The organism is Paenibacillus sp. JNUCC32 (assembly GCF_014863545.1).
Classification (GTDB): Bacteria; Bacillota; Bacilli; order Paenibacillales; family Paenibacillaceae; genus Paenibacillus_AQ; species Paenibacillus_AQ lautus_A.
Genome location: NZ_CP062260.1, coordinates 914,660 through 940,446, shown reverse-complemented (window position 1 = coordinate 940,446; position 25,787 = coordinate 914,660). Strand labels below are relative to the sequence as shown.

Annotated in this window: 23 protein-coding genes; 10 read left to right on the top strand and 13 right to left on the bottom strand. The window is 50.9% G+C overall.

Annotation, left to right across the window (positions count from 1 at the left end):
- Positions 1 to 51: 51 nt before the first annotated feature.
- The 4 genes from JNUCC32_RS04295 to JNUCC32_RS04280 form a co-directional block, all read right to left on the bottom strand.
- Positions 52 to 348, bottom strand: coding sequence for a hypothetical protein (locus tag JNUCC32_RS04295; RefSeq protein ID WP_192571219.1), 297 nt, complete (start codon positions 346 to 348; stop codon positions 52 to 54).
- Between the two features lie 46 nt (positions 349 to 394).
- The gene (locus JNUCC32_RS04290) at positions 395 to 1,186 is read right to left on the bottom strand and encodes a lipid II flippase Amj family protein (protein ID WP_192571218.1); all 792 of its coding nucleotides are present in this window, start codon (positions 1,184 to 1,186) and stop codon (positions 395 to 397) included.
- Between the two features lie 96 nt (positions 1,187 to 1,282).
- The gene (locus JNUCC32_RS04285; RefSeq protein ID WP_192571217.1) at positions 1,283 to 2,194 is read right to left on the bottom strand and encodes a sugar phosphate isomerase/epimerase family protein; all 912 of its coding nucleotides are present in this window, start codon (positions 2,192 to 2,194) and stop codon (positions 1,283 to 1,285) included.
- Complete coding sequence (locus JNUCC32_RS04280) at positions 2,191 to 2,718, bottom strand: DinB family protein (RefSeq protein WP_192571216.1); 528 nt, start codon at positions 2,716 to 2,718, stop codon at positions 2,191 to 2,193. The genes JNUCC32_RS04285 and JNUCC32_RS04280 overlap by 4 nt, the downstream gene beginning before the upstream one ends.
- A gap of 453 nt (positions 2,719 to 3,171) precedes the next feature.
- Here JNUCC32_RS04280 and JNUCC32_RS04275 point away from each other — a divergent pair, with 453 nt between their 5' ends.
- The 3 genes from JNUCC32_RS04275 to JNUCC32_RS04265 are packed head-to-tail and all read left to right on the top strand — an operon-like array spanning position 3,172 to position 7,030.
- Positions 3,172 to 4,707 carry a spore germination protein gene (locus JNUCC32_RS04275; protein WP_192571215.1) on the top strand — a complete coding sequence of 512 codons (1,536 nt, stop codon included), beginning with the start codon at positions 3,172 to 3,174 and terminating at the stop codon, positions 4,705 to 4,707.
- Positions 4,708 to 4,739: 32 nt separating this feature from the next.
- Entirely contained in the window at positions 4,740 to 5,831 is a 1,092-nt protein-coding gene (locus tag JNUCC32_RS04270) for a spore germination protein (RefSeq protein ID WP_192571214.1), read from the top strand.
- A complete protein-coding gene (locus tag JNUCC32_RS04265) occupies positions 5,828 to 7,030 on the top strand; it encodes a Ger(x)C family spore germination protein (protein ID WP_192571213.1) in 1,203 nt (400 codons plus the stop codon). Before JNUCC32_RS04270 ends, JNUCC32_RS04265 begins: the two co-directional genes overlap by 4 nt.
- Here the strand turns inward: JNUCC32_RS04265 and JNUCC32_RS04260 are convergent.
- From JNUCC32_RS04260 to JNUCC32_RS04250, 3 genes are all read right to left on the bottom strand, one after another.
- On the bottom strand, positions 7,009 to 7,437 hold the full coding sequence (locus tag JNUCC32_RS04260; RefSeq protein ID WP_096776778.1) for a GNAT family N-acetyltransferase: 429 nt from the start codon (positions 7,435 to 7,437) through the stop codon (positions 7,009 to 7,011). The two genes, JNUCC32_RS04265 and JNUCC32_RS04260, sit on opposite strands and share 22 nt — an antisense overlap.
- 14 nt (positions 7,438 to 7,451) lie before the next feature.
- Positions 7,452 to 7,826 carry a sensory rhodopsin transducer gene (locus tag JNUCC32_RS04255; RefSeq protein WP_096776779.1) on the bottom strand — a complete coding sequence of 125 codons (375 nt, stop codon included), beginning with the start codon at positions 7,824 to 7,826 and terminating at the stop codon, positions 7,452 to 7,454.
- A gap of 94 nt (positions 7,827 to 7,920) precedes the next feature.
- The gene (locus JNUCC32_RS04250) at positions 7,921 to 9,027 is read right to left on the bottom strand and encodes a rhamnogalacturonan acetylesterase (protein WP_228468878.1); all 1,107 of its coding nucleotides are present in this window, start codon (positions 9,025 to 9,027) and stop codon (positions 7,921 to 7,923) included.
- Positions 9,028 to 9,254: 227 nt separating this feature from the next.
- On the opposite strand from JNUCC32_RS04250, the gene JNUCC32_RS04245 reads away from it, so the two are divergent.
- From JNUCC32_RS04245 to JNUCC32_RS04220, 6 genes are all read left to right on the top strand, one after another.
- Entirely contained in the window at positions 9,255 to 10,988 is a 1,734-nt protein-coding gene (locus JNUCC32_RS04245) for a cache domain-containing sensor histidine kinase (protein ID WP_192571212.1), read from the top strand.
- Positions 10,989 to 11,001: 13 nt separating this feature from the next.
- On the top strand, positions 11,002 to 12,549 hold the full coding sequence (locus JNUCC32_RS04240) for a response regulator (RefSeq protein WP_192571211.1): 1,548 nt from the start codon (positions 11,002 to 11,004) through the stop codon (positions 12,547 to 12,549).
- Between the two features lie 143 nt (positions 12,550 to 12,692).
- On the top strand, positions 12,693 to 14,033 hold the full coding sequence (locus tag JNUCC32_RS04235; protein WP_192571210.1) for an ABC transporter substrate-binding protein: 1,341 nt from the start codon (positions 12,693 to 12,695) through the stop codon (positions 14,031 to 14,033).
- Between the two features lie 118 nt (positions 14,034 to 14,151).
- Entirely contained in the window at positions 14,152 to 15,051 is a 900-nt protein-coding gene (locus JNUCC32_RS04230) for a carbohydrate ABC transporter permease (protein WP_009589786.1), read from the top strand.
- Positions 15,052 to 15,056: 5 nt separating this feature from the next.
- Positions 15,057 to 15,890, top strand: coding sequence for a carbohydrate ABC transporter permease (locus tag JNUCC32_RS04225; RefSeq protein WP_096776785.1), 834 nt, complete (start codon positions 15,057 to 15,059; stop codon positions 15,888 to 15,890).
- 44 nt (positions 15,891 to 15,934) lie between these two features.
- Entirely contained in the window at positions 15,935 to 16,966 is a 1,032-nt protein-coding gene (locus tag JNUCC32_RS04220) for a glycoside hydrolase family 88/105 protein (protein ID WP_192571209.1), read from the top strand.
- A 208-nt stretch (positions 16,967 to 17,174) separates the two neighbouring features.
- Here the strand turns inward: JNUCC32_RS04220 and JNUCC32_RS04215 are convergent, their stop codons facing one another.
- Both JNUCC32_RS04215 and JNUCC32_RS04210 read right to left on the bottom strand, forming a co-directional pair.
- The gene (locus JNUCC32_RS04215) at positions 17,175 to 19,256 is read right to left on the bottom strand and encodes a peptidoglycan D,D-transpeptidase FtsI family protein (protein ID WP_192571208.1); all 2,082 of its coding nucleotides are present in this window, start codon (positions 19,254 to 19,256) and stop codon (positions 17,175 to 17,177) included.
- A gap of 27 nt (positions 19,257 to 19,283) precedes the next feature.
- A complete protein-coding gene (locus JNUCC32_RS04210; RefSeq protein WP_015736453.1) occupies positions 19,284 to 19,901 on the bottom strand; it encodes an NUDIX hydrolase in 618 nt (205 codons plus the stop codon).
- A 145-nt stretch (positions 19,902 to 20,046) separates the two neighbouring features.
- Here JNUCC32_RS04210 and JNUCC32_RS04205 point away from each other — a divergent pair, with 145 nt between their 5' ends.
- Positions 20,047 to 20,529: a hypothetical protein gene (locus tag JNUCC32_RS04205; protein ID WP_192571207.1), complete on the top strand. Its 483-nt coding sequence runs from the start codon at positions 20,047 to 20,049 to the stop codon at positions 20,527 to 20,529.
- A gap of 82 nt (positions 20,530 to 20,611) precedes the next feature.
- Here JNUCC32_RS04205 and JNUCC32_RS04200 read toward each other — a convergent pair whose 3' ends face one another.
- From JNUCC32_RS04200 to JNUCC32_RS04185, 4 genes are all read right to left on the bottom strand, one after another.
- Positions 20,612 to 20,962, bottom strand: a complete 351-nt coding sequence (locus JNUCC32_RS04200; RefSeq protein WP_015736455.1) for a potassium channel family protein — start codon at positions 20,960 to 20,962, stop codon at positions 20,612 to 20,614.
- Between the two features lie 90 nt (positions 20,963 to 21,052).
- Complete coding sequence (locus JNUCC32_RS04195) at positions 21,053 to 21,625, bottom strand: hypothetical protein (protein WP_192571206.1); 573 nt, start codon at positions 21,623 to 21,625, stop codon at positions 21,053 to 21,055.
- Positions 21,626 to 21,675: 50 nt separating this feature from the next.
- Positions 21,676 to 25,011 (bottom strand): DEAD/DEAH box helicase, encoded by a 3,336-nt coding sequence (locus JNUCC32_RS04190; RefSeq protein ID WP_192571205.1) that lies wholly within the window; start codon positions 25,009 to 25,011, stop codon positions 21,676 to 21,678.
- Positions 25,012 to 25,213: 202 nt separating this feature from the next.
- The gene (locus JNUCC32_RS04185; RefSeq protein WP_192571204.1) at positions 25,214 to 25,723 is read right to left on the bottom strand and encodes a GNAT family N-acetyltransferase; all 510 of its coding nucleotides are present in this window, start codon (positions 25,721 to 25,723) and stop codon (positions 25,214 to 25,216) included.
- Positions 25,724 to 25,787: the final 64 nt, after the last annotated feature.

Below are 25,787 nucleotides of genomic sequence, written 5' to 3'. Positions count from 1 at the left end.
CCTGCCGTGGACGAAAATCCATGACAGGGTTTGTGCTCTAAGACTTCAAATTTATGACTGCGATCTCCGTTTGGTCCATTGCCATCTTATGCAACCATATAAGCCGCCCAATAGAACGAAGCCTCCGATCGCTGCTGCTGTTTGCCACCCGCTGCTCCGCTCCATCATTCCAAACGTTACCTGGGGCTGCAGGGTTTCCATCCGTTCATATTGCTTGGCCAGATCCAGATCCTGCGCATGTCTCTTTGTTAGCACCATCCCTTGCAGCATCATAAATGCAAAATAGCCTATATAGATCGCTGCGGCAAACAGCACGGATTCCATCGCCAGTCGTTTACGCGTCATCATGATCCCCTCCTCTCTCGTTCTTGTTTTCTAACCAATACCACCGTCTTTATATCCATTTCACGATCTCACTGATGACGTAAGCCGCCGGAATAATCACGAGCTGGGCCAGCATCGTTCCGAAAAACCGCGAAACCATCAGCATCGTATACACCTTGCCCAGCTGTTCCCTCGCTTCCTCATTACGGGTGGCTTTGTCCGTAATCAAACCAAGCTGGGGATCGATAAATATCGTTAAGATAATCGTTGCCATCCCGTTGATCAGTCCGGATGCTTGGGAGGCCATCGTGCTGTACTGGGGAACGAGATGCGCGGCATACAGGGATGCCAGGACACCTACCGTGTAAAAAGCCGTAACCACGATATTCAGCAAAATGAACCGTTTAGGTACGCCTAAGTAGCGAAACTGGCTCCACTTCAGATTCGGCTTCCTGATGTAATGCCGCGTATTCTTGAGCTGACCGATGGTCACGCTTGATACAAGCTTCGGAATGGATCCGGCGACCTCCAGTTTACTGATAATGCGGCTGAACAGATTGACGAAGGTAGGAAACAATGCGATCGCGACAATCGTTCCGATGGATGCGGCCAGCAATATCGCCCTGAAATAGGAGAGCACGTCAAACGAAGGGTCCTCTCTTGCATAATCTACGAATTTGGCCGTCAGCGGAGCTTGAACCAGGTTGGACGTCCGGGAAACCAGCACAATGATTCCGGTCAAGGATAACGCCACCGCAATTTTGTTCAACTTTACTCCGGCATATCTCGCAGAGTATGACAACGTCTCTGCCGTATGAATAATCATCGTCAGGACAAACACAACGATCAAGCTCTGTATCATAGAGGGTTCCTCCCCACCTGAGGTGCAAGCTAAGTCGTGCCATATCATGTCACCGATTGAATCTGCAGTCTGTTTCTCCCTATATGTCTATCGCGTTTACGGCCGAATTAGTACGTGCCCTCCCTGCTCTTGAAGCATGAATGCCGTCCGGTCATAGATCTGCTGCAATTGCTGCCGAGTGATCAGGCTTGCGTTATGTTCAAACGTCACATGGAACCGTGAATTACGGGCGGCAACGTATTGCAAATAGGCATAGGCTTCTCCATAGTTCGCATCATGATCATGCTCCGGCAGCACCGGCAGATGATGCGTGAACTTGTCCTTCTCGTACCATACGTTACTGTAATGGACCAAATAAATCCGGGACGCCATCCGATCAAGAAATGGGTATGGGTCAAAACCTCGAAAGGCCCTGCGAGTAATATCTAGCCTGGCCGTATCCAGCACAAACCCGATGTCGGGATAAGCGTGAAAGCTATCGATCAGCACATCCCCGTAATCTCCAAAGAAATCATGCTCTAGCACAATGCGCTGCCCATAGCGAAGCTGGAGTTCACAGAGAAACTCAAATAACCGCTTCGACATTTCCCGAAATCTTTCTTTGCTCAATTGGCTGTAACTGTAACGCTCCTCAGGGCTAGGAAGTCGCGGGTACGGCGTGAAAGGCTCCTGAAAGACCGGATAAAACGGATAATGAAACAGCATATAATCTGCCCCCATACTGGAGGCTAACCGAACCTCGGCCGAGATTTGTTCAAGCGCTTCCCGAAAGACCTTGGGTTCGGGTGCATTGACTTGTGGCAACCGATATCCCGCTTCACGAAGAATCGGGGCATGAACACCGAACGCGATCCGCCGGTTACGGCAAAAATCGCTGACTTCAACCAACGCCTCCCGATTCAGAAAGCTGCATATTTCCATCCCGCTGATATGCTTGTCCGCAAGCCGTTCCCATCGCTCTTCCGTAAACTGATCCCACATGCCTATCTGTAAACGACTCTGAGTCATGTGCTCAGCTTCTTTCGAATAAGACGAATTTGCCCGCGATGGTTGATCTCGTCCTCAAAGACGTGGAACCACATAAAATAGTAATTTGCGTGCTTGTTATACCAGAATGGCTGCTCGATATAAAGCCATTCATCCGTAACCGACCGGAACAAATCGAAGGTCCGGTTTCGGACTTCGTTTAACCGCTCGATATAATAATCGAGGGCATGACCTCGTATCGCGGCTCTGCCTTCATCGCCCAGGTTGAGGGCGGGCCCCCATATCCGCAGCTCATCCTGGCTTAATTCGCGCTCTTCGAACGTGCTGACCTGATAGGCATATTCCACGGCGGCAGCATGCAGCAGCAATGCTCCGATCGAATTCCCCCCTTTTTCTGCGACGAAATCGAGCTGCTCCATGGTTAAATCCTTGACCTCTTGCAGCGTCGTGAACCTGGCATAATTCATCATCGACAGTAAGCGGCTAATATCCGGTGAATAACCGGGAAGGTCCGCGATGAGCAAATGCGGGTCATTGTGAAACATGTCCATCACCTTCGTTTCTTGGTTATGTACTTTCCTTACCGGGGCCGGCACGGAAATCACGACTCAGCCTTTATTCGCCCAAACTTATTTTAACATTATTTCCCTCCTGCGTATCCCGTTTCCTTGAGCAAAGCACAAGGTTCAACGTTCCATGCACTCGCGTGACGATATGCAAGAGGGTAAGGAAACGGTTGCCTTTCCCTGGAACGGTGAAACCGTGTTTTAAGTTTAAACTGCTGCTGCATCGATAATAATGGAACTAGAAGGTCTATTTTTGAAACTTTGTTGCCTGAAGAGGGGGATTCACATGTGGAAAATGGTGCTTTCCTACATTCCGGAATGGAAGGTTTTTATGCAAGGTTTCATCGCTTTTATGGTTCCATATATCATCTCAAGGTTTTTTAAATGGGTTCATCACTCAAAGGAAGACTGAGGAAATGGCAGGTATCCACAATGAAACATCATGACCATGAAAATAACAAATCATTGGATCCTGCTCAAACCCGATCACTTGAGCATTTCACGGGGAAATTCGCCTTGGATCTTGAACTGGTGAGAAACGAGATCGGTCATAACTCGGATGTGCGCTTTAGGGAGTTTTACATTGGAGGCACAGGCATTTATGCGGCCATCGTTTTCGTAGACGGACTGTCGGATAAAGAACTCATCGACAAACACATTATGAAATCGCTTATGGCGAGCTTCTTCGAAAAAAATGATCGGGGTCCCTCTCTTGAGCAAGGTGTCATTACTAAAGAGTTTATTAAAAATCAAGTTCTTACCATTAGTGAAGTAACAGAAGCCCATCATGTTCATGATTTGGTGTCCAAGATATTGACAGGTTCGACTGCACTGTTAGTGGATGGCGTGCAGAATGTGCTCATTCTCGGTACGACCAAAGGGAAATCGCGCAATAATGAAGAACCGTCATCAGAGCCATTGGTTCGAGGCCCACGGTTAGGATTCACAGAATCATTAAGTGATAATACCGCCCTTTTACGACAGCATGGTGATAACAGCAGCTTATCCATCATCAAGTTTCAAGTAGGAGAACGTTCTAAAAAAGAACTTGTCATCGCCTATATCAAAGATATGGCGGATCCTGCTTTGGTGGAAGAGGTTCAGAACAGAATCAAAAAAATCAATATAGATGATGTACCGGAATCAGGCTATGTAGAGCAGCTGATCGAGGATAATTACCTCAGTCCTTTTACACAAGTACAGAATACGGAACGTCCCGACCGCGTTTACAGCGCCTTGATGGAAGGACGGGTTGCCATCTTGTTGGATGGGACGCCTTTCGCTTTGATCGTTCCGGTTTCATTAAGTATGATGCTGCACTCGCCAGAAGACTATTATGATCGTTGGTTGCCGAGTTTTCTCATCCGCTTGTTACGTTATTTCGCGGCCCTTATATCGCTTTTTGGTCCCTCCTTGTATATTTCGTTTGTCTCGTTTCACCAAGGGTTGATCCCTACCAAACTGGCCTTGTCGATCATGGGCACAAGGGAGGGCGTACCGTTTCCCGCCATAATCGAAGCCCTGATCATGGAAGTGGCGATCGAGATTCTGCGGGAGGGTGGTCTGCGATTGCCTAAACCTATTGGTCCGGCCATGGGTATCGTTGGCGGATTAGTCATAGGGGAAGCAGCCGTACAAGCGGGGATTGTCAGTCCGATTATGGTGATCGTGGTGGCGTTGACTGCCATTTCTTCCTTTGCCGTCCCTCAATACAGCGCTGGAATTTCGTTTCGCATGCTTCGTTTTGTAGCGATGTTTTTCGCTGCTGTGTATGGGTTGTACGGGGTCGTTCTGTTTTTCCTTTTCCTTTGCAGCCATTTAGTGAGGTTGAAGAGTTTTGGTGTTCCCTTTATCACTCCGGTCGTTCCTTATCGAGTAAGTGATTGGAAAGACTTTATGATTCGAATGCCCCTTCTGAAGATGAAACGCTTTCGGAAGGCGATACATAAGAAAGATTCCATCCGCTAAGGATAGCTCTTTATGAAAGGAAATAAAACAACATGATGGGTAGTTCAAAGGGCCAGATTACGAATGTGCAAGCAGCGGTTATCCTCGTCAATTATATTCTTGCAGCCGGGATCCTCACCCTCCCTCGAACTTCCGTGGAGAAAGTGAAAACGCCTGATGTGTGGATCACCGTTATTTTGGGCGGGATCATCGCCATGATCGTAGGGCTGATCATCGTGAAATTAAACCAGCGATACCCCGAAAAAACCTTCTATCAATACAGCCAAGAAATTGTAGGAAAATGGATGGGCGGGTTCCTCAGTTTACTTATTATCGGTTACTTTTTTACACTTTCTGCATATGAAGTCAGAACAATGGCAGAAGTAACCGGCCTTTTTTTGCTGGAAGGTACCCCCACCTGGGCCATCATCCTTCCTTTTATGTGGATAGGTCTTTATCTGATCATAGGCGGAATAAACACGATCGCCCGTTTGTTTGAAATCATATTCCCTATTACCATCGTCATTTTTTTACTGGTTGCCTTTTTGAGTTTAGGCATATTTGAGCTGGATAATCTCCGTCCCGTGTTAGGATTGGGAATTGTCCCTATGCTAAAGGGAATAAAGACAACCGCTCTCGCTTTTTTAGGTTCTGAAATTATGCTGCTCCTTGTAGCGTTTATGAAAAAGCCGGACAAAGCCGTTAAAGTCGTTCTAATTGGCGTATTCATCCCCTTGCTCTTTTACGTCATCACCGTTGTCATGGTCATCGGAGCCCTATCGATCGATGGAGTGGTTACGAGTACATGGCCCACGCTTGAGCTTATGCGAAGTTTTGAGATCCCCGGTTTGATCTTTGAACGGTTTGAATCTTTCTTGCTTGTCATATGGATCATGCAAATATTCACGACCTTTACCATTACCTACTATGCGGCTGCTCTAGGGCTGGCCCAACTCTTCAAAAAAAAGATTCATCCATTTGTATATGGCTTGGTTCCGATAATTTACGTCATTGCCATGGCTCCCAAAAATATCAATGACCTATTTAAACTTGGGGATATGGTCGGCAATGTTGCGTTATTATTATTTGCCGTACTGCCAGTAATCTTACTTCTAGTCTCAAGAGTGAGAGGTGGAAAAGCTTGAAGCATATTACGATACGAACCCTCTTGAGTGCGCTGTTGGTTCTTATACTCCTTCCTCTTACGGGATGCTGGAGCAATAAAGAAATTGAGGATTTGGGCCTGATTGTAGGTACTTCGTTGGATTTGGAAAAACAGGGGGAGCCAAGGGAAGAGTCTTCGGGACAAGCAGGCGGGCCTCCTCACCGGGATCGGATTACGATAACCAATCAATTTGTCACCGCAGAGACAACAGGCAAAGGAACAAAAACCGGTACTTCACAACAAAAAGCTTATAACAACGTTTCCGAAACAGGAGATACGATCCTGCCGACCTTACGCAATATGGTATTAAGAATCGAAAAACGCGCATTTGCCGAGCATTCAAAAGTGATTATTATAGGCGAGGATCTTGCACGCACCATGGATCTGCAAAAGATTTTGGATTTCTTTATCAGGGAACAGGAGATGAGACCAAGCGGCCTCCTTCTCATCGCTCAGAACCGTGCGAGCAAAATACTAGAATCGAAAAAGCCGATGGATATTCCAGCGTTAAAGCTCGTTGAAATGACGCACGGTCACGGAAGAACCACCAAGATTTTACCACCGACTACACTGACCAAGATCGAGGGGAAGCTGCATTCAGGAGCCAGCTTTCTTTTGCAAAATGTCGTCTCGCCGTCGAATGGAGACATAAAATTTGCAGGAGCTGCCGTTATTGAAGGGAAAACCAGAAAATTACGCGGTTTTTTGAATGAAAAGGAAATCGAAGGCTTAACGTGGATAACCGGAAAGGGGAAAGGCGGATTGGTTAAAAGCGTGGATAAAAAGACAGGTCAGCCAATCATATACGAAATATTGTCAATGAAAAGTAAAATTAAACCTCATGTTGACGGGAACAACATCTCGTTTGATATAAAAATCGAGTCTGAAGGAAGAATAGCCGAGCATTGGGTGGTCTCGGAGAAAACCATGGAAACTGAATTTTTGAAAAGAACGGAAAAAGAGATTGAAAAAGAGGTTGAGCGTTTGGTAAAGAATGTACTCGATAAAATTCAACATGAATACAAGACAGACGTTTCCGGTTTCGGAAACAAATTGAGAATCAAGTATCCTCATATATGGAAGACAGTCAAAAAAGATTGGGATCAAACCTTTAGTGAGGTTCCGATCAAGCATGAGGTCAAAATAACGATCAAGGACTATGGGACGTCCGATGAATGAGTTCGCTGTATATTCTTCTTCATCCCAATGGTGAATCGCTGAAAGCCCAGTTTCTCGTAATACGGTTCCAGTCCTTCCTCACACATCAGTTGCGGGAAGACACGGGACTTCTCGCAATGTTCAACCAATCGACCGAGGATCCGTCGGCCTATCCCTCTGGACTGATAATCCGGATGTACGCCTAATCCGCAAATAACGCCGGTGATCACCCCGTCGGAAATCACACGTCCCATGCCCACTAATTTCTGTCCTTCAAACGCATAGACGGCATACCAGCTATTCAAGCACATCATGTTCAATTCGGTAACGGATAGATGGATAGAGTTCCAACCAAGCGAAGCGTACAAAGCCTCCAGTTGCTGAAAATCCTCTGGGGGCTCTGAGGTGTAGATCACAGTCTGTGTCATACAATCACCATCCTTTAAGATCTGCTTACCGGGTACGCCATCACGCTCATTAAAGCATTCTCCGCCTGAGTGGAATCGAGTCGGCTGTATTGAACGAACACAGGTGCACTGCTTGCAACTTCCATGGCATAGGGAATACCCGAAGGAATGCCTTTCCCTTCGTCCGTTTGAAGCGAGCTGGTCCGTATGTGCTTGGTTCTTCTTGCTGGCACGATGGTTTCCATTCCTAGCAATGGATCACGATCCTCGAAGTAAGCATGAATCGTAACCACTACGTCCTGCTCGGTTAAGTTCAACACACAGACGGATTCATGACTGGTTAGTTCTCCGCTGCTTTCGGGAGGGATATACCCGTCGGGGATAATCCATTGTTTTTCACCTTTTGACATGCGTTTCGCTCCTCGCTCGTATGATTTAGGGTGTTTTGAATAGATTCGCTGCGGGTGCCAAAGTTCCTCTTTTTCAGGTTCGGGACCCGGCATGTTACCGCAGAAACAGGGACAACGGCTGGAGTCCAAGACTCTTCAAAGCCCCAACCACCATATCGGCCAATTGGGCCGCTCCGCGCTGTTGAAAATGGGTATTGTCCATTACCCCCTGCGGGAACCGAAGAAATTCCCCCGGCCTCCCCCACATAAACACGGATTTGGTCCCTTCCGGACCCAGCCGGTTAAAATACTCCAGACTCAGCGCCGCCAAATCGACCAAGGGCACCTTCTCCTCCGCGGCCAGCTCCCGAACGGCCGTAATATAATCGCCATGCGTGTCCTCCAGCCTTCCCTTACCATCAAAGCAACGGCGGTGAACAGGGGTAACCAGGATCGGAGTTGCCTGTTTCTCCCGGCAAACGTCCAAGTACCGTCTTAAAAACTCCCTGTATGTCGAGTTAGGTTCCGTATACCTCCCCTCGTCGCGCTTCTGATCGTTATGGCCAAACTGAATCAGCATATAATCATGGGGTTTCATCTTCTCCCGGATTTGCTCCAGGATTCCCTCCGCAATAAAGCTCTTGGAGCTTCGGCCGGAACGTGCATAATTGCTCACGGCCGCATCCGCTTTTATGAATGCGGGCAGCATTTGCCCCCACCCGGCATAGGGATAGCCGTCCACAGGCTGGTTTGTTACCGTCGAATCCCCAGCCAGGAACACCTGGCACGCATGCGGTGCAGGCAGCACTTCCAGTGCGTTAATTCGGGGAGCCCGCCCAGAAAAGTACAATACGATTTTCCCTTGAACCGCTGGCACCGTCATACTGTAACGTTCAAAGTGGCCTGCCGGGATGAGTTTCCCTTCCAGCAGCATCTGTCCTTCCGTCCCCCGAATGGAAGTTTCCGTATCAAACCAGGCATCGCCCATCAACAAATGCAAAGTGTACAGGCCATCCGCCACATCGACCTGATACGCAGCATTCAGCGGTATGATAAAATCACCCGTTAATGCCTCTTCCCCCGCCCGATTCACGGCGGAGACGCTGGATAGGGAATGGAATCCGTAGCCAAGCTCAGGGCTATATAAGGTCTCAGCGGTTATTTTGATATGTTCATGGCCTGGCGTTTCCGTACCGAAATCGAATTTATACATGGTTTGCAACGACCTTCACCTCTCCCGGTCGAAATTCATCTAAGTCCATTATGGAACGGTAACCGCCGAACATACATTCAAATAACCGTCCTCCGTGTTCAAATAACCGACTAAATAAAGAAGAGCCGCACCGATTATCCCGGGTATTGGAATAACCTCGCATGTATTGACAGCGTTTACAAGCCGGTACATAATGTGTACACAACATTTTAGGACCCGTGCAAGGAGACGTTGCCGTGCAAAAATGGATGACGATCTATAAAAATATGAAAATCAAAAACAAGCTTTCCCTTCTTATCAGCCTAATCGTTGCCATGGCATTTGCGTTCGCCGTCATCGTCCAGCAGTATGCCTTCTCCATCTACGACGAGCAGCTGTACCTCAAATCATCCCAGGTCCTTCACCTGTCTTCCTCCGCGATTGAGTCAGAGCTCGAGCGGGTCGAACAGTTATCCTTTAATATCATTACGGATACCCAGATCCAGAATATATTGCGTTCCATCGCCGGGAGCGAATCCGATTATGACAGGCTCATCCTCCGGCAGCATTTGGTAGACCGCCTCCTGAATTATGTCGGTTCCGAGCCCATGCTCTACTCCATTCACCTGATCGATTCATATGACCATCAACAGGACGTCGGCAGCGTCGTCCCGATTGATCCTGCCAAGAAGGAACGGATTCTTCAGCTTGCCGGGGACGCGGATGGAGAAGAACGCTGGATATACCCGGACGAAAGTGATTCGGCCCTTCTACTTTCCCGGGAAATAAGATCCTATTCCGGCACATTATTCGATCTTAACTACTTGGGCACCATCATCATTCGCATCAATATGGACAAAATCGTTCGGAAATCCGCCGGCGGGGAAGGCGACCTGATCGTGACCTCGGGTGCGGATGTGATCTATCCCGCAACGCCGCACTTCGATCCGGCGGTCATTCAATCCTCCCTGTCAACCGGAAACGGGTACCTTACCCGGGAAATCGATGGCCACACCTACTTCATTGCGCATAACCGATCGGGCAACACGGGCTGGACATATATGAATGTCACGCCCTTTAACCAAACCTTCAAGCAAATCATATTCATTAAAGAGCTTGTCATCATCGTATTTACCGTTATTTTCGCGGTTGCGATTCTGCTCGGCATCAGGTTCAGCCGGGGACTGACACGTCCTATCGAAAGTCTCATTGCCCGGATGAAACTCGCGGAAAAAGGAAACTTCGCGGAAGCCAACGTGCTGCCTCAGGACGCAGCCCCCGTCGCCATGAACGAGCTGGGACTGCTGCATCGCACATTCCGTCTCATGATCGAGCGAATCAACGCCCTCATTACCGAGAACTATTCAAACCGGCTGTTGATCAAAGAGACCGAGTTTAAAGCGCTGCAAGCGCAAATCAATCCTCACTTTCTGTATAACACGCTGGAATCCGTGAACTGGCTGGCGAAGATGAACAAGCAGTCCCAAATCTCCGACATGGTGCAGGCATTAGCCTTCCTTCTCCGAAACTCCGTCAGTTTGAAAGAGCCCATTCTGACATTGGGGGAAGAATTGGAGATCGTCCGAAACTACGTCATCATACAAAAATTCCGGTTCGAAGACCGCTTACAATTTACGCTGGATGTACAAGAGCAGGATCTGCACCGCAAAATACCCAAGCTGTCCCTTCAGCCCCTGCTCGAAAATGCAATTCATTACGCACTGGAGCCATCCGTTGACCCTTGTCGAATTACGTTGTCCTGCAAGGAGACGCCTTCCGCATTCTGCGTCATCGTCGAGGATGACGGTCCCGGCATGGCGCCGGATACCCTGACGCGGCTGCGAAACGGCGATTTGGCCACCGGCGGCAACGGAATCGGACTGTTAAACATCGAAGAACGGATCAAGCTGGCTTTTGGCGACCATTACGGTTTATCCATCGACAGCGGACCGGGTCTTGGAACCCGCGTGATTCTGTCTTTACCCAAATAACGGAGGGATTCGAATGTACAAAGTACTTCTTGTGGACGATGAACGGATTATTCTGGACGGCATATCTCAGATGGTGGACTGGTCGGCATACCGAACCGAGCTGGCGGGTACCGCCCAGAACGGAATTCAAGCGTATGAAAAAATCGTCAGGGAGAGCCCGGATATCGTCGTGTGCGACATTCGCATGCCCGGACTCGACGGTCTGGAGCTCGTTGCCAAGACCCACGCCTCCCATCCTCATATCAAATTCGTGCTGCTGTCCGGCTTCGGCGAATTCGAGTATGCTAACCGCGCCATGCAATACGGCGTGAAGCATTACCTGCTGAAGCCGACCGACGAGGACAAGATCGGTGGAGCGCTGAAAGAGGTCATCGACGAGCTGATCCAGGACCGGAACAAGGAAACGTTTGTCCAGGAGATGAAGGACCGGCTCCGGAAGGTGCTGCCCCATGTCAAAGAACAGGTGCTCAAGGAGTTCGTCACCAACAAGACCTATGGGCGCCATGATCTGGACGAGTACCGGAGCCTGTTCGAATACGATTTCGATCAGCCTGTGCGTCTTCTGCTGTTCCAGCTGGAAGGCTCCGTCGAATTCGAGCATCAATTCGCCGTGAAGAACATCGCCGAGGATCTGCTGGACACGACGCTGCTGAGCACGACCATCGGGCAGCAGGTCCTGGTGCTGATCGAGGACCGTAACGATCAGCAGCTGCTTCATCAGCAGCTCCAGGATATCCGCTGCATTTTTAAGCAGTATTACAAAATGGACGTCACGATCGCGATCAGCGATCCCGGGCCTGTTACCCAGGCGCGGAGGCTGTACCGGGATACGCTGCAGTGCCTGAACTACCGATTCTACTTGGACGAAAGCGGAATGATCACAACCGAGGATACGCTGCACGGCAGCGGTATGGAAGGAAGCTTCGTCCTTGATGAGGAGCGGCTGTGCATGCCCGTCCGATCCGGCCATCGAAACGAAGCGGAGCATGCCCTGACCGAGTTCGTTCAGGAACTGAAGCGTGCGCAGCTGAGCATCGAGATGACCAAATCCTATATCATTCAGCAATACGTATCCCTCATCCGGCTGACCGATCCGGACCAGATGCAGGAACGTTACGCGCGAATCCCGGAAATCGCCGAGATGAGCACGCTCCAAGCGATTCAAGGCGTACTGGAAGAAACGGTTCGGGAAATCACGCTGCGAAACTTTGAACGGAACAAGGTCCAATACAACGCCATCGTGCGCAAGGTGGTGGAGATCATCGAGAACCAGCTGGGCAACTCGGAGCTTACCCTCAACCTGGTCGCAAACGACATGCTGTATATGAACGCCGACTATCTTGGCAAGCTGTTCAAAAAGGAGACCGGCGAGAAGTTCTCCAATTACGTGATGAAGCTTCGGATGAAACGCGCAACCGAAATGATGCTGAGCGATCCCGATATCAAAATTTTTGAAATGGCGGAGCGGCTCGGTTTTGGCGACAATCCTCAATATTTCAGCCAAGTGTTCAAGAAACAGATCGGCTGCACGCCCTCCGAATATATGAAAAAGAGCGATTAACTTGTACGTACATCTCTGCTTTTTAAACAAACTGCACGGTTTTTTTCCTTACTCTTTCTCCTCGAAAACTAGATAATTGGGAATGTAAGCACTAACATTTGAAACGATGATTCGTGGTCCATCAACAAAGGGGAGGAAATGGAATGAAAAAAGTGTTAAACGCGGTCCTGATGTTTTCCCTGCTCGGAAGCTTGATCGGCTGTTCGGGCGGAGGCGCTGCCGAACCGCCGGCAAACGGCGGAACCGGAACGGAAACGCCGCCGGCTGCTGCAAGCGATAGCAAGGAACCGGTCAAGCTCCGCATTGCGTGGTGGGGCGGTCAGTCCCGGCATGATTATACCTTGAAGGTCATCGAAATGTATGAGTCCCAGAATCCGCATGTCACCATTGAACCGGAATATGCCCCATTCGATGACTATTGGAAGAAGCTTGCTCCCCAAGCGGTGGCCGGCGGACTTCCGGACATTATCCAAATGGACATCTCCTACCTGAATCAATATGCAGGCCGGAATCAGCTGGCGGATTTGAAGCCGTTCACCGAGAGCGGCGAGCTGGATGTCGCCGACGTCAGCGAGAATGCGCTGAGCGGCGGTGAGGTCAACGGCAAGCTGGTTGCCATGAACCTCGGCGTGAACGCACTCCAAACCACGTTTGACGTCGAGACGATGAAGAAGAACGGCATCGATATTCCGTCCAAGGAATGGACCTGGGACGACATGGACAAAATGGGGGCCCAAGCCAAAGAAAAAGGCCTGCAAATCGGAGGTTTTGCTTACCGGCATGACGTCTTCTTCCCGTACTATTTAAGAACCATCGGCCAGAAAATGTACAGCGCTGACGGCAAAACGATCGGGTACAGCGACGACCAGCCCTTTATCGATTACTTCACCCGCTACCAGAAATGGTACGACAACGGATATATCCTGTCTCTCGACAAGGAAGCCCAGAAGAAAGGCGTAGCGGAGGAGGATGAAATCGTCCTTGGCAATTCCATCTCGGGCACCGGCTGGTCCAACCAGTTCCTTGCCGTGGCCAATCTGGTAACCGACCGTTCGTTGGAGTTGAATCCGATGCCGGGTCCCGGAACGAAGGACGGTCTCTTCCTGAAACCTTCGATGTATTTCTCGGTCACCGAAACCTCGAAGCACAAGGAAGAAGCCGCCAAATTCATCAGCTTCTTCATCAACGACATCGAGGCCAACAAGCTGATCAAGGGCGAACGCGGCGTTCCCGTATCCGCCAAGGTAAAGGAAGCGCTGAAGCCGCTCCTCTCCGAGAACGAAGCCAAAATATTCGACTATGTCACTTGGGCTGAGGCCAACAGCACGCCAGGCGATCCGCCTAACCCGATCGGTGCGGTAGAGATCGAGAAGCTGCTGCGAGATCTCAGCGAACGCATCCTGTTCAAGAAAATCTCGATCGAAGATGCCGCGGCCGAGTTCCGCAAGGAAGCGAATGCCATCTTGGCCAGATCTCAGCAATAACCAGGATACGGCTAGACAAGGCATCTCCCGCACGTCTTTCCCGTGCAAGAGATGCCTTTTTACATCAGTGACCCCTGCACGGGGCGCAACCAAATCTGAATCGTAGGGGTTGAAGTCTATGAAGAGGCTCCGCGAGAACGAGCACATCACCGGTTACGTATTTTCAGCGCCGTTCGTTCTTGGTTTTCTCATCTTTACCTTATATCCAATCCTGTCGTCCCTGTATTATTCGTTCACCAATTACAATCTGATGGAAGCGCCAAGATGGCTGGGCCTCGGGAATTATGAGCGGTTGTTTCTGGAGGACGACAAGATCGGCAAGTCCTTTCAGGTCACGTTCACCTATGTATTCGCCAGCGTTCCCCTGCGCCTCATATTCGCCCTCTTCGTTGCCATGATTCTGAATACCGCAACCAAAGCCGTAGGGTTGTACCGCTCTGCCTTCTATCTGCCTTCTCTCATCGGCGGAAGCGTGGCCGTGGCCATCATGTGGCAGCAGATCTTCGGCGATAAGGGACTCGTGAACTCTGCCCTGTCCCTCTTCGGGATTCACTCCACCACCTCTTGGATCGGGAATCCGAGCACGGCGCTGTGGACGCTCATCGCATTGTCCATCTGGCAGTTCGGCTCCTCGATGATCATTTTTCTGGCCGGCTTGAAAAATATTCCGAAGGATTACTACGAAGCCGCCAGCGTGGACGGTGCCAATGCGGTCCATCGCTTTTTCAAGATTACGCTGCCTATGCTCAGTCCGATCATTCTGTTCAATCTGACGCTTCAGACGATTTCGGCGTTCCTGACCTTCACCCCCGCCTACATTATTTCGCGCGGCGAAGGCGGCCCGCTCGATCAAACGCTGCTCTATTCGCTCTATTTATACCGCAAGGCGTTCTCGCATTTTGAAATGGGTTACGCGTCGGCGCTTGCCTGGATCATGCTCATTATCGTCGGTGTCCTGACCTTGCTCATCTTCAGATCATCCACCCGCTGGGTTCATTACGAGTCGAAAGGAGATTGACGGTTATGACCACATCCAGACGTGTTCTCTACCATACCCTGGTCGGATTGTTCGCCCTCGGCATGACCTATCCGATTCTGTGGCTGGTCGCCAGCTCGCTTAAGCCCAATCATGAAATATTCACGACGGCTTACAGCCTGATTCCGAGCCGGCTGGAGTTCTCGAATTATGCTACGGGCTGGAAGGGATTCGCCGGGACCACCTTCGGCACCTTCTTCAAGAACTCGTTCATCATTGTCATCATCTCCACCATCGGTGCCGTCGCCTCTTCGGCGCTTGTCGCCTTCGGATTGGCCCGGACCAAGTTCTTCGGCCAGCAGTTCTGGTTCGCCTGCATGATGATTACGATGATGCTGCCCCATGACGTCGTGATTGTCCCGCAATATGTCATGTTCGCCAAATTCGGCTGGCTGTCTTCCTTCAAGCCGTTAATCGTTCCCCAATTCTTCGGCATTCCGTTCTTCATCTTTCTGATCATGCAGTTTATCCGCACGATTCCGAAGGAACTGGATGAAGCCGCCAAGATTGACGGATGCAGCAAGTACGGGATTTTCTTCCGGGTCGTTGTGCCGCTGATCGTGCCTGCTCTCATTACGTGTTCGATTTTCTCCTTCTACTGGAGATGGGACGATTTCATCAATCCGCTCATTTATTTGAACAACCCGGAGAAATATCCGGTGTCACTTGCCTTGAAGCTATTCCTGGACGGGGAATCGCTTAATAACTGGGGCGGCATGTTTGCCATGGCTACCTTATCGCTGCTGCCGGTCGTCATCGTCTTCTTTATCTTCCAGAAATACATCGTGGAAGGGATCAGCACGACGGGATTGAAAGGGTAATCCATACACATAGATTCAATTGAATATGAAGGGAGTTTCTCATCATGCCTGCACTTGTATTTGATGATCAACAGATTGAGTTTGCCATAGACCGGGTCGTTGACCGGACCTTTCGCATGGATTTCAGCTGGGATTGGCCGGGCGGTGTCGCCTTTTACGGGGTATGCGAAGCCTACAAGGCCACCGGCAAGAAGGAATATCTGGAACAGCTGAAAGCCTGGGTCGACGAAAATATGGAGGAGGGGCTGCCGAAGCTGTCCGTCAACGGCGTCTCCATCGGCCACTCCCTCCTGACGTTGTACGAGGTTTATGAGGATCAGCGGTATATCGAAACGGCGAAGGAAATGGCCGAGTATCTCACGCATGATGCACTGCGTTTCGGCAACGGCATCTTTCAGCATACGGTGAACTCCGAAACGTATAACTTTCCGGAGCAGGCGTGGGTCGATACGATGTTCATGGCAGGCTACTTCCTGCTTCGGATCGGCGTGATGCTGGACCGGGAGGATTACTTCGAGGATGGTTTGAAGCAGTATCACGGCCATGAGGATTGCCTGCAGGATCCCGTCACGAATCTGTATTACCACGGCTGGGACAACATCGCCGGCAACCATATGTCAGGCGTCTTCTGGTGCCGGGGCAATGCCTGGGCTGCCATCACGATGGCTCGTGCCCTGGAGCTTGTGCCGGTCACGCATCCGTCCTTCATGATCATCGAAGGCTCGCTGCGCGACCAGCTCAGCGCCCTGGTCCGGCTGCAGCATGAATCCGGCCTGTGGCATACGATTACGACCGATCCGCAATCCCCGCTGGAAACATCCGGCTCGGCCGGCATCGCCGCCGCCCTGTTGTCCAAAGGACGCATCTATAATAAGTACACGCAGAAATCGATTGACGGCATCTTGGCCAAAATCACCGAGGATGGTACCGTAACCGGCGTATCTGCAGGTACGGCCGTCATGAAGGACGCCGCAGGTTACAGAGGCGTGCCCGATAAGCGAATCCAGGGCTGGGGCCAAGGCCTAACCTTGACCTTTCTCGCAGAAGTGCTGAAGATCAGGAGCAATCCTTATTGATTAAATAAGATACAAAAAAGGCAGGATGGAGAGGATCAAGTTCGCCTCTACAGCCTGCCTTTTCGTTATATGCGTTTCCACAAGCGAATGGTATTGATTAATAATGATGAACATGAACCGACTGCACCCGATATACTTTCATCCCATATCATTGGTTTAGTCTCCCCGTCTCCCATCGCTAATCTTCACGATTCCGCGTCTACGCTGTTTATTCATTGTCCCCTGTCTCGTCTTCTCCGTTATCCTTAGCTTGATCTTCGGTTTTCTTCGGATGCGGCGTTCCGTCAAGTCCGTAGATTTCGTCGTAAGCGTCGAATATCTTCCTCGCAATCGGCGCGGCGCTTTGCGAGCCGAAGCCGCCTTCCGGCACAACGACGGCCACCGCCAGCTTCGGGTTGTCGCGCGGAGCAAAGGCGATGAAGACGCCGTTATCAATCTTCTGCCACTTCCCATTCACTTTAGCTTCCTGCTCGGAGGTTCCCGTTTTGCGGGCGAAGTCATATTTAAAATCATCAAAGGCTGCGAGACCCTGCGTATTCATCCCCCGCTTAATGGTCTGCCAGTACGTTTTGGGGAATTCGACCTCATTCAGGATCTCGCGCCCGAATTCCTTGACCACATTGCCATCCTGGTCCGTGATTTTGCTGACCAGCTGCGGCTTGATGCGCTTGCCTTCATTCGCCAGCATGACGGTGTATTGAGCAAGCTGTAGAGGGGTGTATTTCCCCTGCTGACCGAAGGAAGCGTAGGCTAACGCCGCCAGATTACTTCCCGCTGCTTTGGTATCGGTATAATTTTTCAGTCCTTTATGCTCGTTGGGCAAGCCGCTCCCCGTTACGACGCCAAGACCAAACTTCTCCATATATTCATCCCAGACCGTAACGCCCTTCTCCCCGCCGTACTTGCTGACTAGCCTTTTGCCGATCATATCAATCATAAAAGCATTCGAGGATTGCTGAATCGCTAACTGCGGCTTGATGGGTCCGTTTCGATGACCGCTCGAGTTGGAAATTCTCGTTTCGCTTCCTTCCCGACCTATGGTGGCGTACCCTTGATCAGGATAAGTGTCATTAATGCCAAATAACCCCTCATTAAGCCCGATCAGCACCGTCAGCGGTTTAATGACGGAACCGAGAAAAATCATGGATTCAAAGCCGTTTCCCGAGCGACCTGATCCATAGATCGTAATCGTGCCGTTTCCCGACGCGTCCACGACATCCTGCGTAATTTTGCCACCATTTACCCGCACATTCGAGTCGTAATCCGGCATGCTCGCCATCGCAACCACATGACCGGTATCCACCTCCATGGCGACCGCATATCCAGTTAAGGCATCCTTATGTAACTTACCCGATACCGGATGAGTATGAAGATATTGAAGCTGATCCATGATGGCCTGCTCCGTGGCAAGCTGAATGTCTTTATGAATCGTGGTGTGAATATCATGGCCTTTTTCAGGAGCGACCATCGTCGGTACGCCGTCCACCATATTCTGCGGATTGATCGGAATGCTGAGATACCCGCTCTTGCCGCGGAGTTCTTCCTGAAACATCCGCTCCAAACCGTCATAGCCAATCCACTCTTCTTCGGTGTAGATCAAGCCGGGATTCTTCTGATCCTTGTTGCTCTGATCAATAGCCTCATAATCCTTAAGATCTTTGGAGCCTCTGAACTTCTTTAGAAATCCGATCGTCTGAACGGCCACTGTATCCGGATCATAATGCCTTACATTCTCCTCCACGATCTGGATGCCGGGAAACTTGGCGCGGTTCTCCATGAAATAAGCGATCTCTTCCTTTGTCAAATCGGATTTGATGCGTCTGGGCTCATAACCATGCTGCTTGTTATATTCCAAATCCAGGTCGTCCATCACTTTTTTGACGGTGATCGGTTCCAGGTTCGGATCCCCATATTTGTTAAACGCCTGGACAAGCCGCTTCGCCATCTCCTCCGCTTCCGGCCGGTTTTCTTTTCCTTTGTCCGTCTTTTTGCTGTAATCCTTCATGAGCGTGATATATAAAGAATTTGAAGCCGTAGAGTATGCAAGCTTGGTGCCGGACGCGTCGATGATGGACCCCCGGATCGGCTGCAGCGGGAAATGCTTCTGCTCCCCCCCGGTTTCCTGGCTTGCCAGCTCCGGTCCCTCTACGAACTGTAATATGGCAAGGCGAACGATAATGACGCAAAAGATTAAAAATGCGCTGAAAAAGAAAATATTGATCCGTCCATGGAATTTACGCCTGGTTTCTGATTCATCCGGTACGTCTTTATAAGGTTTAAAGCCTATCACATTGTCTACGCTCCTTTGTTATATGGTTTAATCCAGCCAAGTCGGCAAATGCGGGTCGTTCTCGAATTCGAAAATTCTCTTCAGCTGTTCCTTGGTATTCCGTTCTTCGGACAACGGCGGCAGTTCGTCCTGAGGGAAAAAACCGACCGCGGACGTTTCGGTCCCCACGCCTGCGGCTCCGCCCGTAATGTCGCACTGAATGAACATTTTGTACACGTGGAAGGCCGAGGGCGGATGGTTATGAAATTTCTTGTCCAATACGGCCAGCAGCCTCCCTGCACGCACGTCGTAACCGGCCTCTTCCTTCACTTCCTTCACCACGACCTCCGCAGGGGATAAGCCGATGTCCGCCCATCCTCCCGGCAGCGCCCAGGCCCCGTCGGCCTTTTCCTTCACCAGCAGCAGCTTTCCGTCTTGAAAAATAACGCCGCGGACATCCACCTTCGGCGTCTGGTATCCGGTTTCACTCGCAAACAGCGTACGGATCTTCTCTTCGCCTGCTTCGGTATACTCCTGCATGATCTGGATGCTGAGCTCCCTCAGCTGCTCAAACCGTTCCTTGTCGTAAACGTCCCTCGTATACTCCAGTCCGGCCTGGCTGATGGCCTGCATCTCCTTGGCCCACGCTAACCATTTTATTGTCATAGGTTTCATCCTCTTCAAAGAATCTCATAATATATAACGCCTGTTATCCGTGATTGGTTTATAATGGAAGTGGCTGATTTCAAAATTATAACATATTTTCTAGCAAGTTATGAGACAAAGGATATAAAGGGGGGGACAGCTGGACATGAAAAAAATGCGGCCGGTGTTATACATCTTTCTTCTAATCATGGTGTTCGGTACCGGGTACTACATCGGATCCAGGTCCGAGAACGTAACGCCGATCTCGAAGGAAAATGCCCGCAATGCCGTTCAGACCCTGTGGGTGAAGGCCGCCGAACCTCCGCTGCCCAAGGTCAGCATTGACGGCACCGAGATCAATCTGCAACGTGGCGGTTATTCCTGGTGCAACGGGGTTAACTGCGCAACGACGGATGCGGCCCGTCCCAGGCTCGAGGATATGACGCCGGTTGTGGTCCAAGGCGGTGCCGACATTCAATCGACGCCGCCCGAAGGAATACATGGCTTCACCATCCTCAACCTGACGGATTCAGGTAACGATGGATATACCGTGCCAGCGAAAGCCGGCTCGTACCTGTACGAAATTCACTGCACATGGCCTCTGGATCAAGGAGAAGCCCGCTTTTATTTTGCGGTGACGGTTGAATAGACCTGCTCTGGATCGATTAACCAAGCATTTCCGCATCCGAAAAAGAAACAGCCCCGGCGCCAGGGCTGTTTCTTCGTTTCCATTATGAATTTGTTGTCTTCTTCTCTTCCCTTTGATTCGTACGGATTAAAGCATACGCCAACTGTCCGACCATTCCGAGGAACAAGCCTGTCCCGACCACGATGTAAACCATGGTGAAGGTTTTTCCGAGCGGCGTCTGCGGCACGAATTCCGGATGCCCTACCGTGCTCAAGGTCACCACGCAGAAATAAAGGGCATCCAGCACCGACAAGCCTTCTTGCCTGGTATAAAACATCGTGCCCGATAACAGCATGATGACGATCAGCACAAACAGCGCCATGAAATACCGCTGCTTGAACGCTCGAAACAAACCGCTGAGGAGACGTTTTAACGTTAATAAAAAAGAGATCATCCGAGAACCGTCCTATTCTATATCTGGAGTAAATGCTGCATACATCACATACATCCTATTATATCAGCGTTTATGCTTAGCGCCCATCCGCTACGGTTGAACGGAAAGAATATTCCCTTCGGCATCGATGCTCCGAAATATGAAGCCGCCGGTCTGGTCGGCTGGCAGCTGTTCATAATGGATGGCGTAGCCTTGCTCCACGTCGATTTCCATGTAAATCCCTGCTAAAGCCTTCACCTGTTCCAGATCTTCGATCGGTTTATCGTCCCAAGGCTCATTGGTGACGATGATTTTCTTGCTTTCGGATTCCGACGTCTCCACCGCCACCAGGGTGTCATAGATGCCGTCACCACGATGACTGGCAGACCAGGTTCGTACAAAAGGTTCATCTTCGGACTTGGGTTCCAGCGCGACTCCGTTCGTAATTTTATGCAGCAGTCCCCATTTACTCTCCAGGACGTTGACCGTCTTTACATTCCCATCTTGCCAGACGATCAGCATATGATGATCCTCTGACTTCTCGTACAGCTTATCCCCGGTATACGCAGGGTGAACGCGCCGTATCGCCTGCTCTTCATTGTATGCATAGCCGTCCAGGAACAGTGGCAGGTAGCTGATGACGACCACAACGGCCGCCAGTATGAGAAACATGGCTTTTTTCAAAACAACAGCTCCTTGTATCCTTTGGAACGCGTATCATCTTATCCGGCCGATTAGCCCTGAAGGGCAAGCAGCTCCCGAATTTCCGCTTCGGACCAGCTTGAAAGCGACTCTTCCCCCGGCTGAACCAGCTCCTCGATCAGATCCTTTTTCTTCTGCTGCAGAGCCACCATTTTATCCTCGATCGTATCTTGAGCAACGAAGCGTATGACCTGCACAACCTTCTTCTGACCGATACGGTGCGCCCGGTCCATCGCCTGCTGCTCGACTGCCGGATTCCACCACAGGTCATACAGGATCACCGTATCGGCCCCGGTCAGATTGAGCCCCGTTCCGCCTGCCTTCAGCGATATCAGGAATACCTCGCGTTCCCCCTCGTTGAAGCGTTCGCACAGCTCCACCCGCTCCGATCCCGGCGTCTGTCCGTCCAGGTAAAAAAACGGAATCCCCCGATATCCCAGCTCCCCGGCGATCAGGTTCAGCATGCCTGTAAACTGGGAGAATACCAGCATCCGTCTCCCTGCAAGACGACATTCCTCGATCGTTTCCAGCAGCTGCTCAAGCTTGGCCGAACCGCCCTCGTAGCCTTCCACGAACAGAGCCGGGTGACAGCAGATCTGTCGCAAGCGGGTAATGCCCGCCAGGATGCGGATCCGGTTCTTCTGGAAACCGTCCTGTGCCAAATGCTTAAGCGTCTCCTGCCGCAGTTTCGCAAGATAGGCGGTATACAGCTTCTTCTGTTCGATCAGCAGGCCTGAGGCCTGAATCGTCTCGATTTTCTCCGGCAGCTCCTTAAGCACGTCCGATTTCAGCCTGCGGAGCAGGAAAGGACGCACCCGTTTCACCACCGCTTCTTTAGGCAGTTCATGAAATGCTTTACGGTCACCGAAAAGAGCCGGGAAAACGGCATCGTAGATGGACCATAATTCCTCCAGGCGATTCTCGACCGGCGTGCCTGTCAACGCAAACCGATAACGGGCATGGAGCGTTTTTACGACTTGAGCCGTTTGCGTCGCGTAATTTTTGAAGGCTTGGGCTTCATCCAGAATCAAGGTTAAGAAAGGCAGTTTCGCATATCGCTGGATATCCCTGCGGAGCAGCGGGTAAGAAGTGATGACAACATCCGCTTTGCCTATATTCTGGATCACCTTCGCGCGCTCGGACAGCGTGCCATCGGCAATGACGGCCTTGATCTCCGGCGCAAACTTCTTAAGCTCGTTAAACCAGTTATAGAGCAGGGAGGCAGGAGCCACAATGAGCGCGGGTTCTTTGCGCTCCCGGATCTCAGGCAGCAGCGACAGCATGAAAGCGATGCTCTGAATGGTTTTGCCTAGTCCCATATCATCGGCCAAGATGCCGCCGAAGCGGTAATGGGCCATCGTCTTCATCCACTGGAAGCCGAACTTCTGATAATCCCGGAGAACCGTTTCCAGGCTGGCCGGCACGGCAAAGTCCAAATGATCCGGATTCTTCACATTCTGCAGCATCCGGCGCAGGGAACGGCCAAGCTGGACCGATGATCCCGAATCCTCCCAATCCAGCAGTTGAAGTCCTTGGACCGCCGGCAGTTTAAACCGCGTCCCCTCCCCTTCGTACAGCCAAGGTCCCACCCGGTTCATTAAAGCAACCATGGCCTGGAACTCCGCACTTTCCAGCGGAAGCAGCGCTCCGTTTCGCAGCCGATGATATTTGCGCTTTTCTTCGAGCGATTTGACGATTTCCCGGATTTCGGCTTCGCGAATCCCCTCCATGTCAAACTTCAGTTCAAGCCAATCCGTCCGTTCATCGACCTCCACCCGAACCTTGGCTCCCATCGGTTCAGTGAGCACCCGCTCCTTCACCGCCGTCGTTGCATAAACAACCAGCAGCTTCTCCAGCTGCGGAATCGTATGATACAAAAATTCATATTCGGCATCCTCGTCATTCATGAAGAAACCGCCGTCAGTCCTGGCAAAAGAGGCGTTCTCCATGAGCTCCAGAATCCGCTGCTCCGTCTCTCCATCGCGTACAAGAATCGAGCTGCTGCTGCGTTTGGCGCGGTGTCCCTCCAGCGGATTGATGATGATGTCGCCGTATTGAAATTCGAGTCCGGCCAATAGACGGCCGCGGACACGGTCCAGAAACAGCTTCGCTTTCAAAGGCGTTTTGACGATGCGGTCGGACACGGTCTGCGCCACATGCACGCTGCCCAGTTTCATCAGCCCCGGTACCACCCGCTCCATGATGGACTCCATCATCTCCGGCTGTATCCGAATATGCGGTGTGTTGGAAGGTTCAAGCAGCAGCTTCATCTCGGCGAGCCTTTTGCAAGCATCCATCTCAAGCTGTATCAGCCTGCCATCCGCAATGACGACCCCGTACCCCTCCAGCACGGTGATCCGCTCCAATCCATCGATCTTCATCAGATATTGATCATCCGCAGCCTCATCGAACTCGAATTGCAGCGGGATCGGTTCCTGAGCGAACTCCAGCTTATCCGTCATAATTCCATCCATAGACAAGAGGGCACGATCCGAAGAACCGAGCGCCTCCCGTACTTGAGGCCAAAAGGCAGGAGGAATGATCAGCATTCGGTCGCCGTTCCCCTTTTTGCCAGGCGAAGCGTAAATGTCCAGTGACTGTTGATACATGCTCTCATGATCGGAAATACGGATCAGCTCCTGCAGAAGCGCGTCATCCTCCCTTTTGAAGCTGTGCACCTCCGGATCGTAAGTGAAATTCTTCGTGAACACGCAGGCTGCGCCGCGTTTCACGCACGCTAAGAACTCCCGAATCCGCTGTACGATGTACAAGCGTTTGTTCCCTACTCGCAGCTCGACGCCGAACAGGTATTTCCGGTCCCCGTGCGGATATAGCTTGAAAATGCACTCCATCTCCAGAACCTCTCGGGTATCAAAGCGGGATGTCGCCGCAGCCCTCCTGCCGCCGGAATACGTGAACAATCCGAGCAGCTGGCTGCTGAGCAGCGCATCCCGTTCTCTTTCGCCCGAGCTTCTGCCATATTCCGGTGAGTGCCGGGGCGTTAACTGTCCTTCTTCCATGTTCACGTTGGCGGAAGGATGTAATAATGATGGAAAGGGGCGCATCGGAGCTTCAACCGTTTGTTCAATATCCCGTATGTTCAGGAGGAGAGCCGCAATATGCCTGCACCGCTTTCGGGAAAATCCGTAATCGATGCAGCTGCATTCCGTGTATACGTCCCCGTTCGAGTCAATCTCCGCATAGGCGATTCCCGAGTCCTGATCTTTCACTTCAGCCTCGTATTTTCGAGCGTCCGGATCCTGCTTCAGCATCGATACATAACCATCTCTATATAAAACCCCGCCGCGGTCGTAGGAGGTTTTTCCGCATAACAGTTTGATCACCCGTTCAGTCAGCTGGTAACCCATAACCACATTCCTTTCTCTATTGCCTGTTAAAAAACAGTATACCATTTTCTCATATCTTCAAAAAAAAAAGAACTCACCGCTACGGCAAGTTCCTGCGCTCTTTGTCATCGACCTTGGTCATCCTTTCATATCGCTTGTTATTCCCTTTCCATGCCCCGTTGGATACGATAAAGCCCACCGCGATATAAATGGGAAAATAATCTTAGATGCGCTTGTAATACAGCACCGTTCCGGCAAGCTCACCGTTAGAGGATATGGCATAATCGGGTATAACTCCAGCTTGGATGTAACCCAGAGACTGATACAGCTTGTTGGAAGGGTCCCCCTCCCGGGTATCCAAGACCAATAGGGTTCTGCCCTCTGCCTTGGCTTTCGGCTCCAGATGCAGCATCAGCGTTCTGCCGATACCTCCGCGGCGGGAAGCCGGATCTACCATCAATTTCGCCACCTCGGCCCGGTGTCTGCCATTCGCTTTCGTTGCGCATTGCAATTGAACCGTGCCGATCATCTTCCCATCCTGCATGGCTGCCCACAGGGTAACCCCTGCGCCAAGCGCATCCTTCCAGTAAGCGGAAGCTTCATCATAAGACAGCGGAGCTAAGAATCCCACCGAGGCCCCATCTTCTACAACCCGAATCAATAATTCCGTTAATTGATGATGCGTGTCGGTATCTAATCGGTCGATCTCCACAATCGTAAACTCCTGATTCATGTTCGGACACCCCTCTCTCATCTATTAAACCCATTCTATCCGTTCTGTTGCCATATGTAATCAT

Coding starts and splice junctions, on each gene's coding strand:
- JNUCC32_RS04295 (WP_192571219.1), bottom strand. CDS start 348: ATGATGACGCGTAAACGACTGGCGATGGAATCCGTGCTGTTTGCCGCA.
- JNUCC32_RS04290 (WP_192571218.1), bottom strand. CDS start 1,186: ATGATACAGAGCTTGATCGTTGTGTTTGTCCTGACGATGATTATTCAT.
- JNUCC32_RS04285 (WP_192571217.1), bottom strand. CDS start 2,194: ATGACTCAGAGTCGTTTACAGATAGGCATGTGGGATCAGTTTACGGAA.
- JNUCC32_RS04280 (WP_192571216.1), bottom strand. CDS start 2,718: ATGTTTCACAATGACCCGCATTTGCTCATCGCGGACCTTCCCGGTTAT.
- JNUCC32_RS04275 (WP_192571215.1), top strand. CDS start 3,172: ATGAAACATCATGACCATGAAAATAACAAATCATTGGATCCTGCTCAA.
- JNUCC32_RS04270 (WP_192571214.1), top strand. CDS start 4,740: ATGATGGGTAGTTCAAAGGGCCAGATTACGAATGTGCAAGCAGCGGTT.
- JNUCC32_RS04260 (WP_096776778.1), bottom strand. CDS start 7,437: ATGACACAGACTGTGATCTACACCTCAGAGCCCCCAGAGGATTTTCAG.
- JNUCC32_RS04255 (WP_096776779.1), bottom strand. CDS start 7,826: ATGTCAAAAGGTGAAAAACAATGGATTATCCCCGACGGGTATATCCCT.
- JNUCC32_RS04240 (WP_192571211.1), top strand. CDS start 11,002: ATGTACAAAGTACTTCTTGTGGACGATGAACGGATTATTCTGGACGGC.
- JNUCC32_RS04235 (WP_192571210.1), top strand. CDS start 12,693: ATGAAAAAAGTGTTAAACGCGGTCCTGATGTTTTCCCTGCTCGGAAGC.
- JNUCC32_RS04230 (WP_009589786.1), top strand. CDS start 14,152: ATGAAGAGGCTCCGCGAGAACGAGCACATCACCGGTTACGTATTTTCA.
- JNUCC32_RS04225 (WP_096776785.1), top strand. CDS start 15,057: ATGACCACATCCAGACGTGTTCTCTACCATACCCTGGTCGGATTGTTC.
- JNUCC32_RS04220 (WP_192571209.1), top strand. CDS start 15,935: ATGCCTGCACTTGTATTTGATGATCAACAGATTGAGTTTGCCATAGAC.
- JNUCC32_RS04210 (WP_015736453.1), bottom strand. CDS start 19,901: ATGACAATAAAATGGTTAGCGTGGGCCAAGGAGATGCAGGCCATCAGC.
- JNUCC32_RS04205 (WP_192571207.1), top strand. CDS start 20,047: ATGAAAAAAATGCGGCCGGTGTTATACATCTTTCTTCTAATCATGGTG.
- JNUCC32_RS04200 (WP_015736455.1), bottom strand. CDS start 20,962: ATGATCTCTTTTTTATTAACGTTAAAACGTCTCCTCAGCGGTTTGTTT.
- JNUCC32_RS04190 (WP_192571205.1), bottom strand. CDS start 25,011: ATGGGTTACCAGCTGACTGAACGGGTGATCAAACTGTTATGCGGAAAA.
- JNUCC32_RS04185 (WP_192571204.1), bottom strand. CDS start 25,723: ATGAATCAGGAGTTTACGATTGTGGAGATCGACCGATTAGATACCGAC.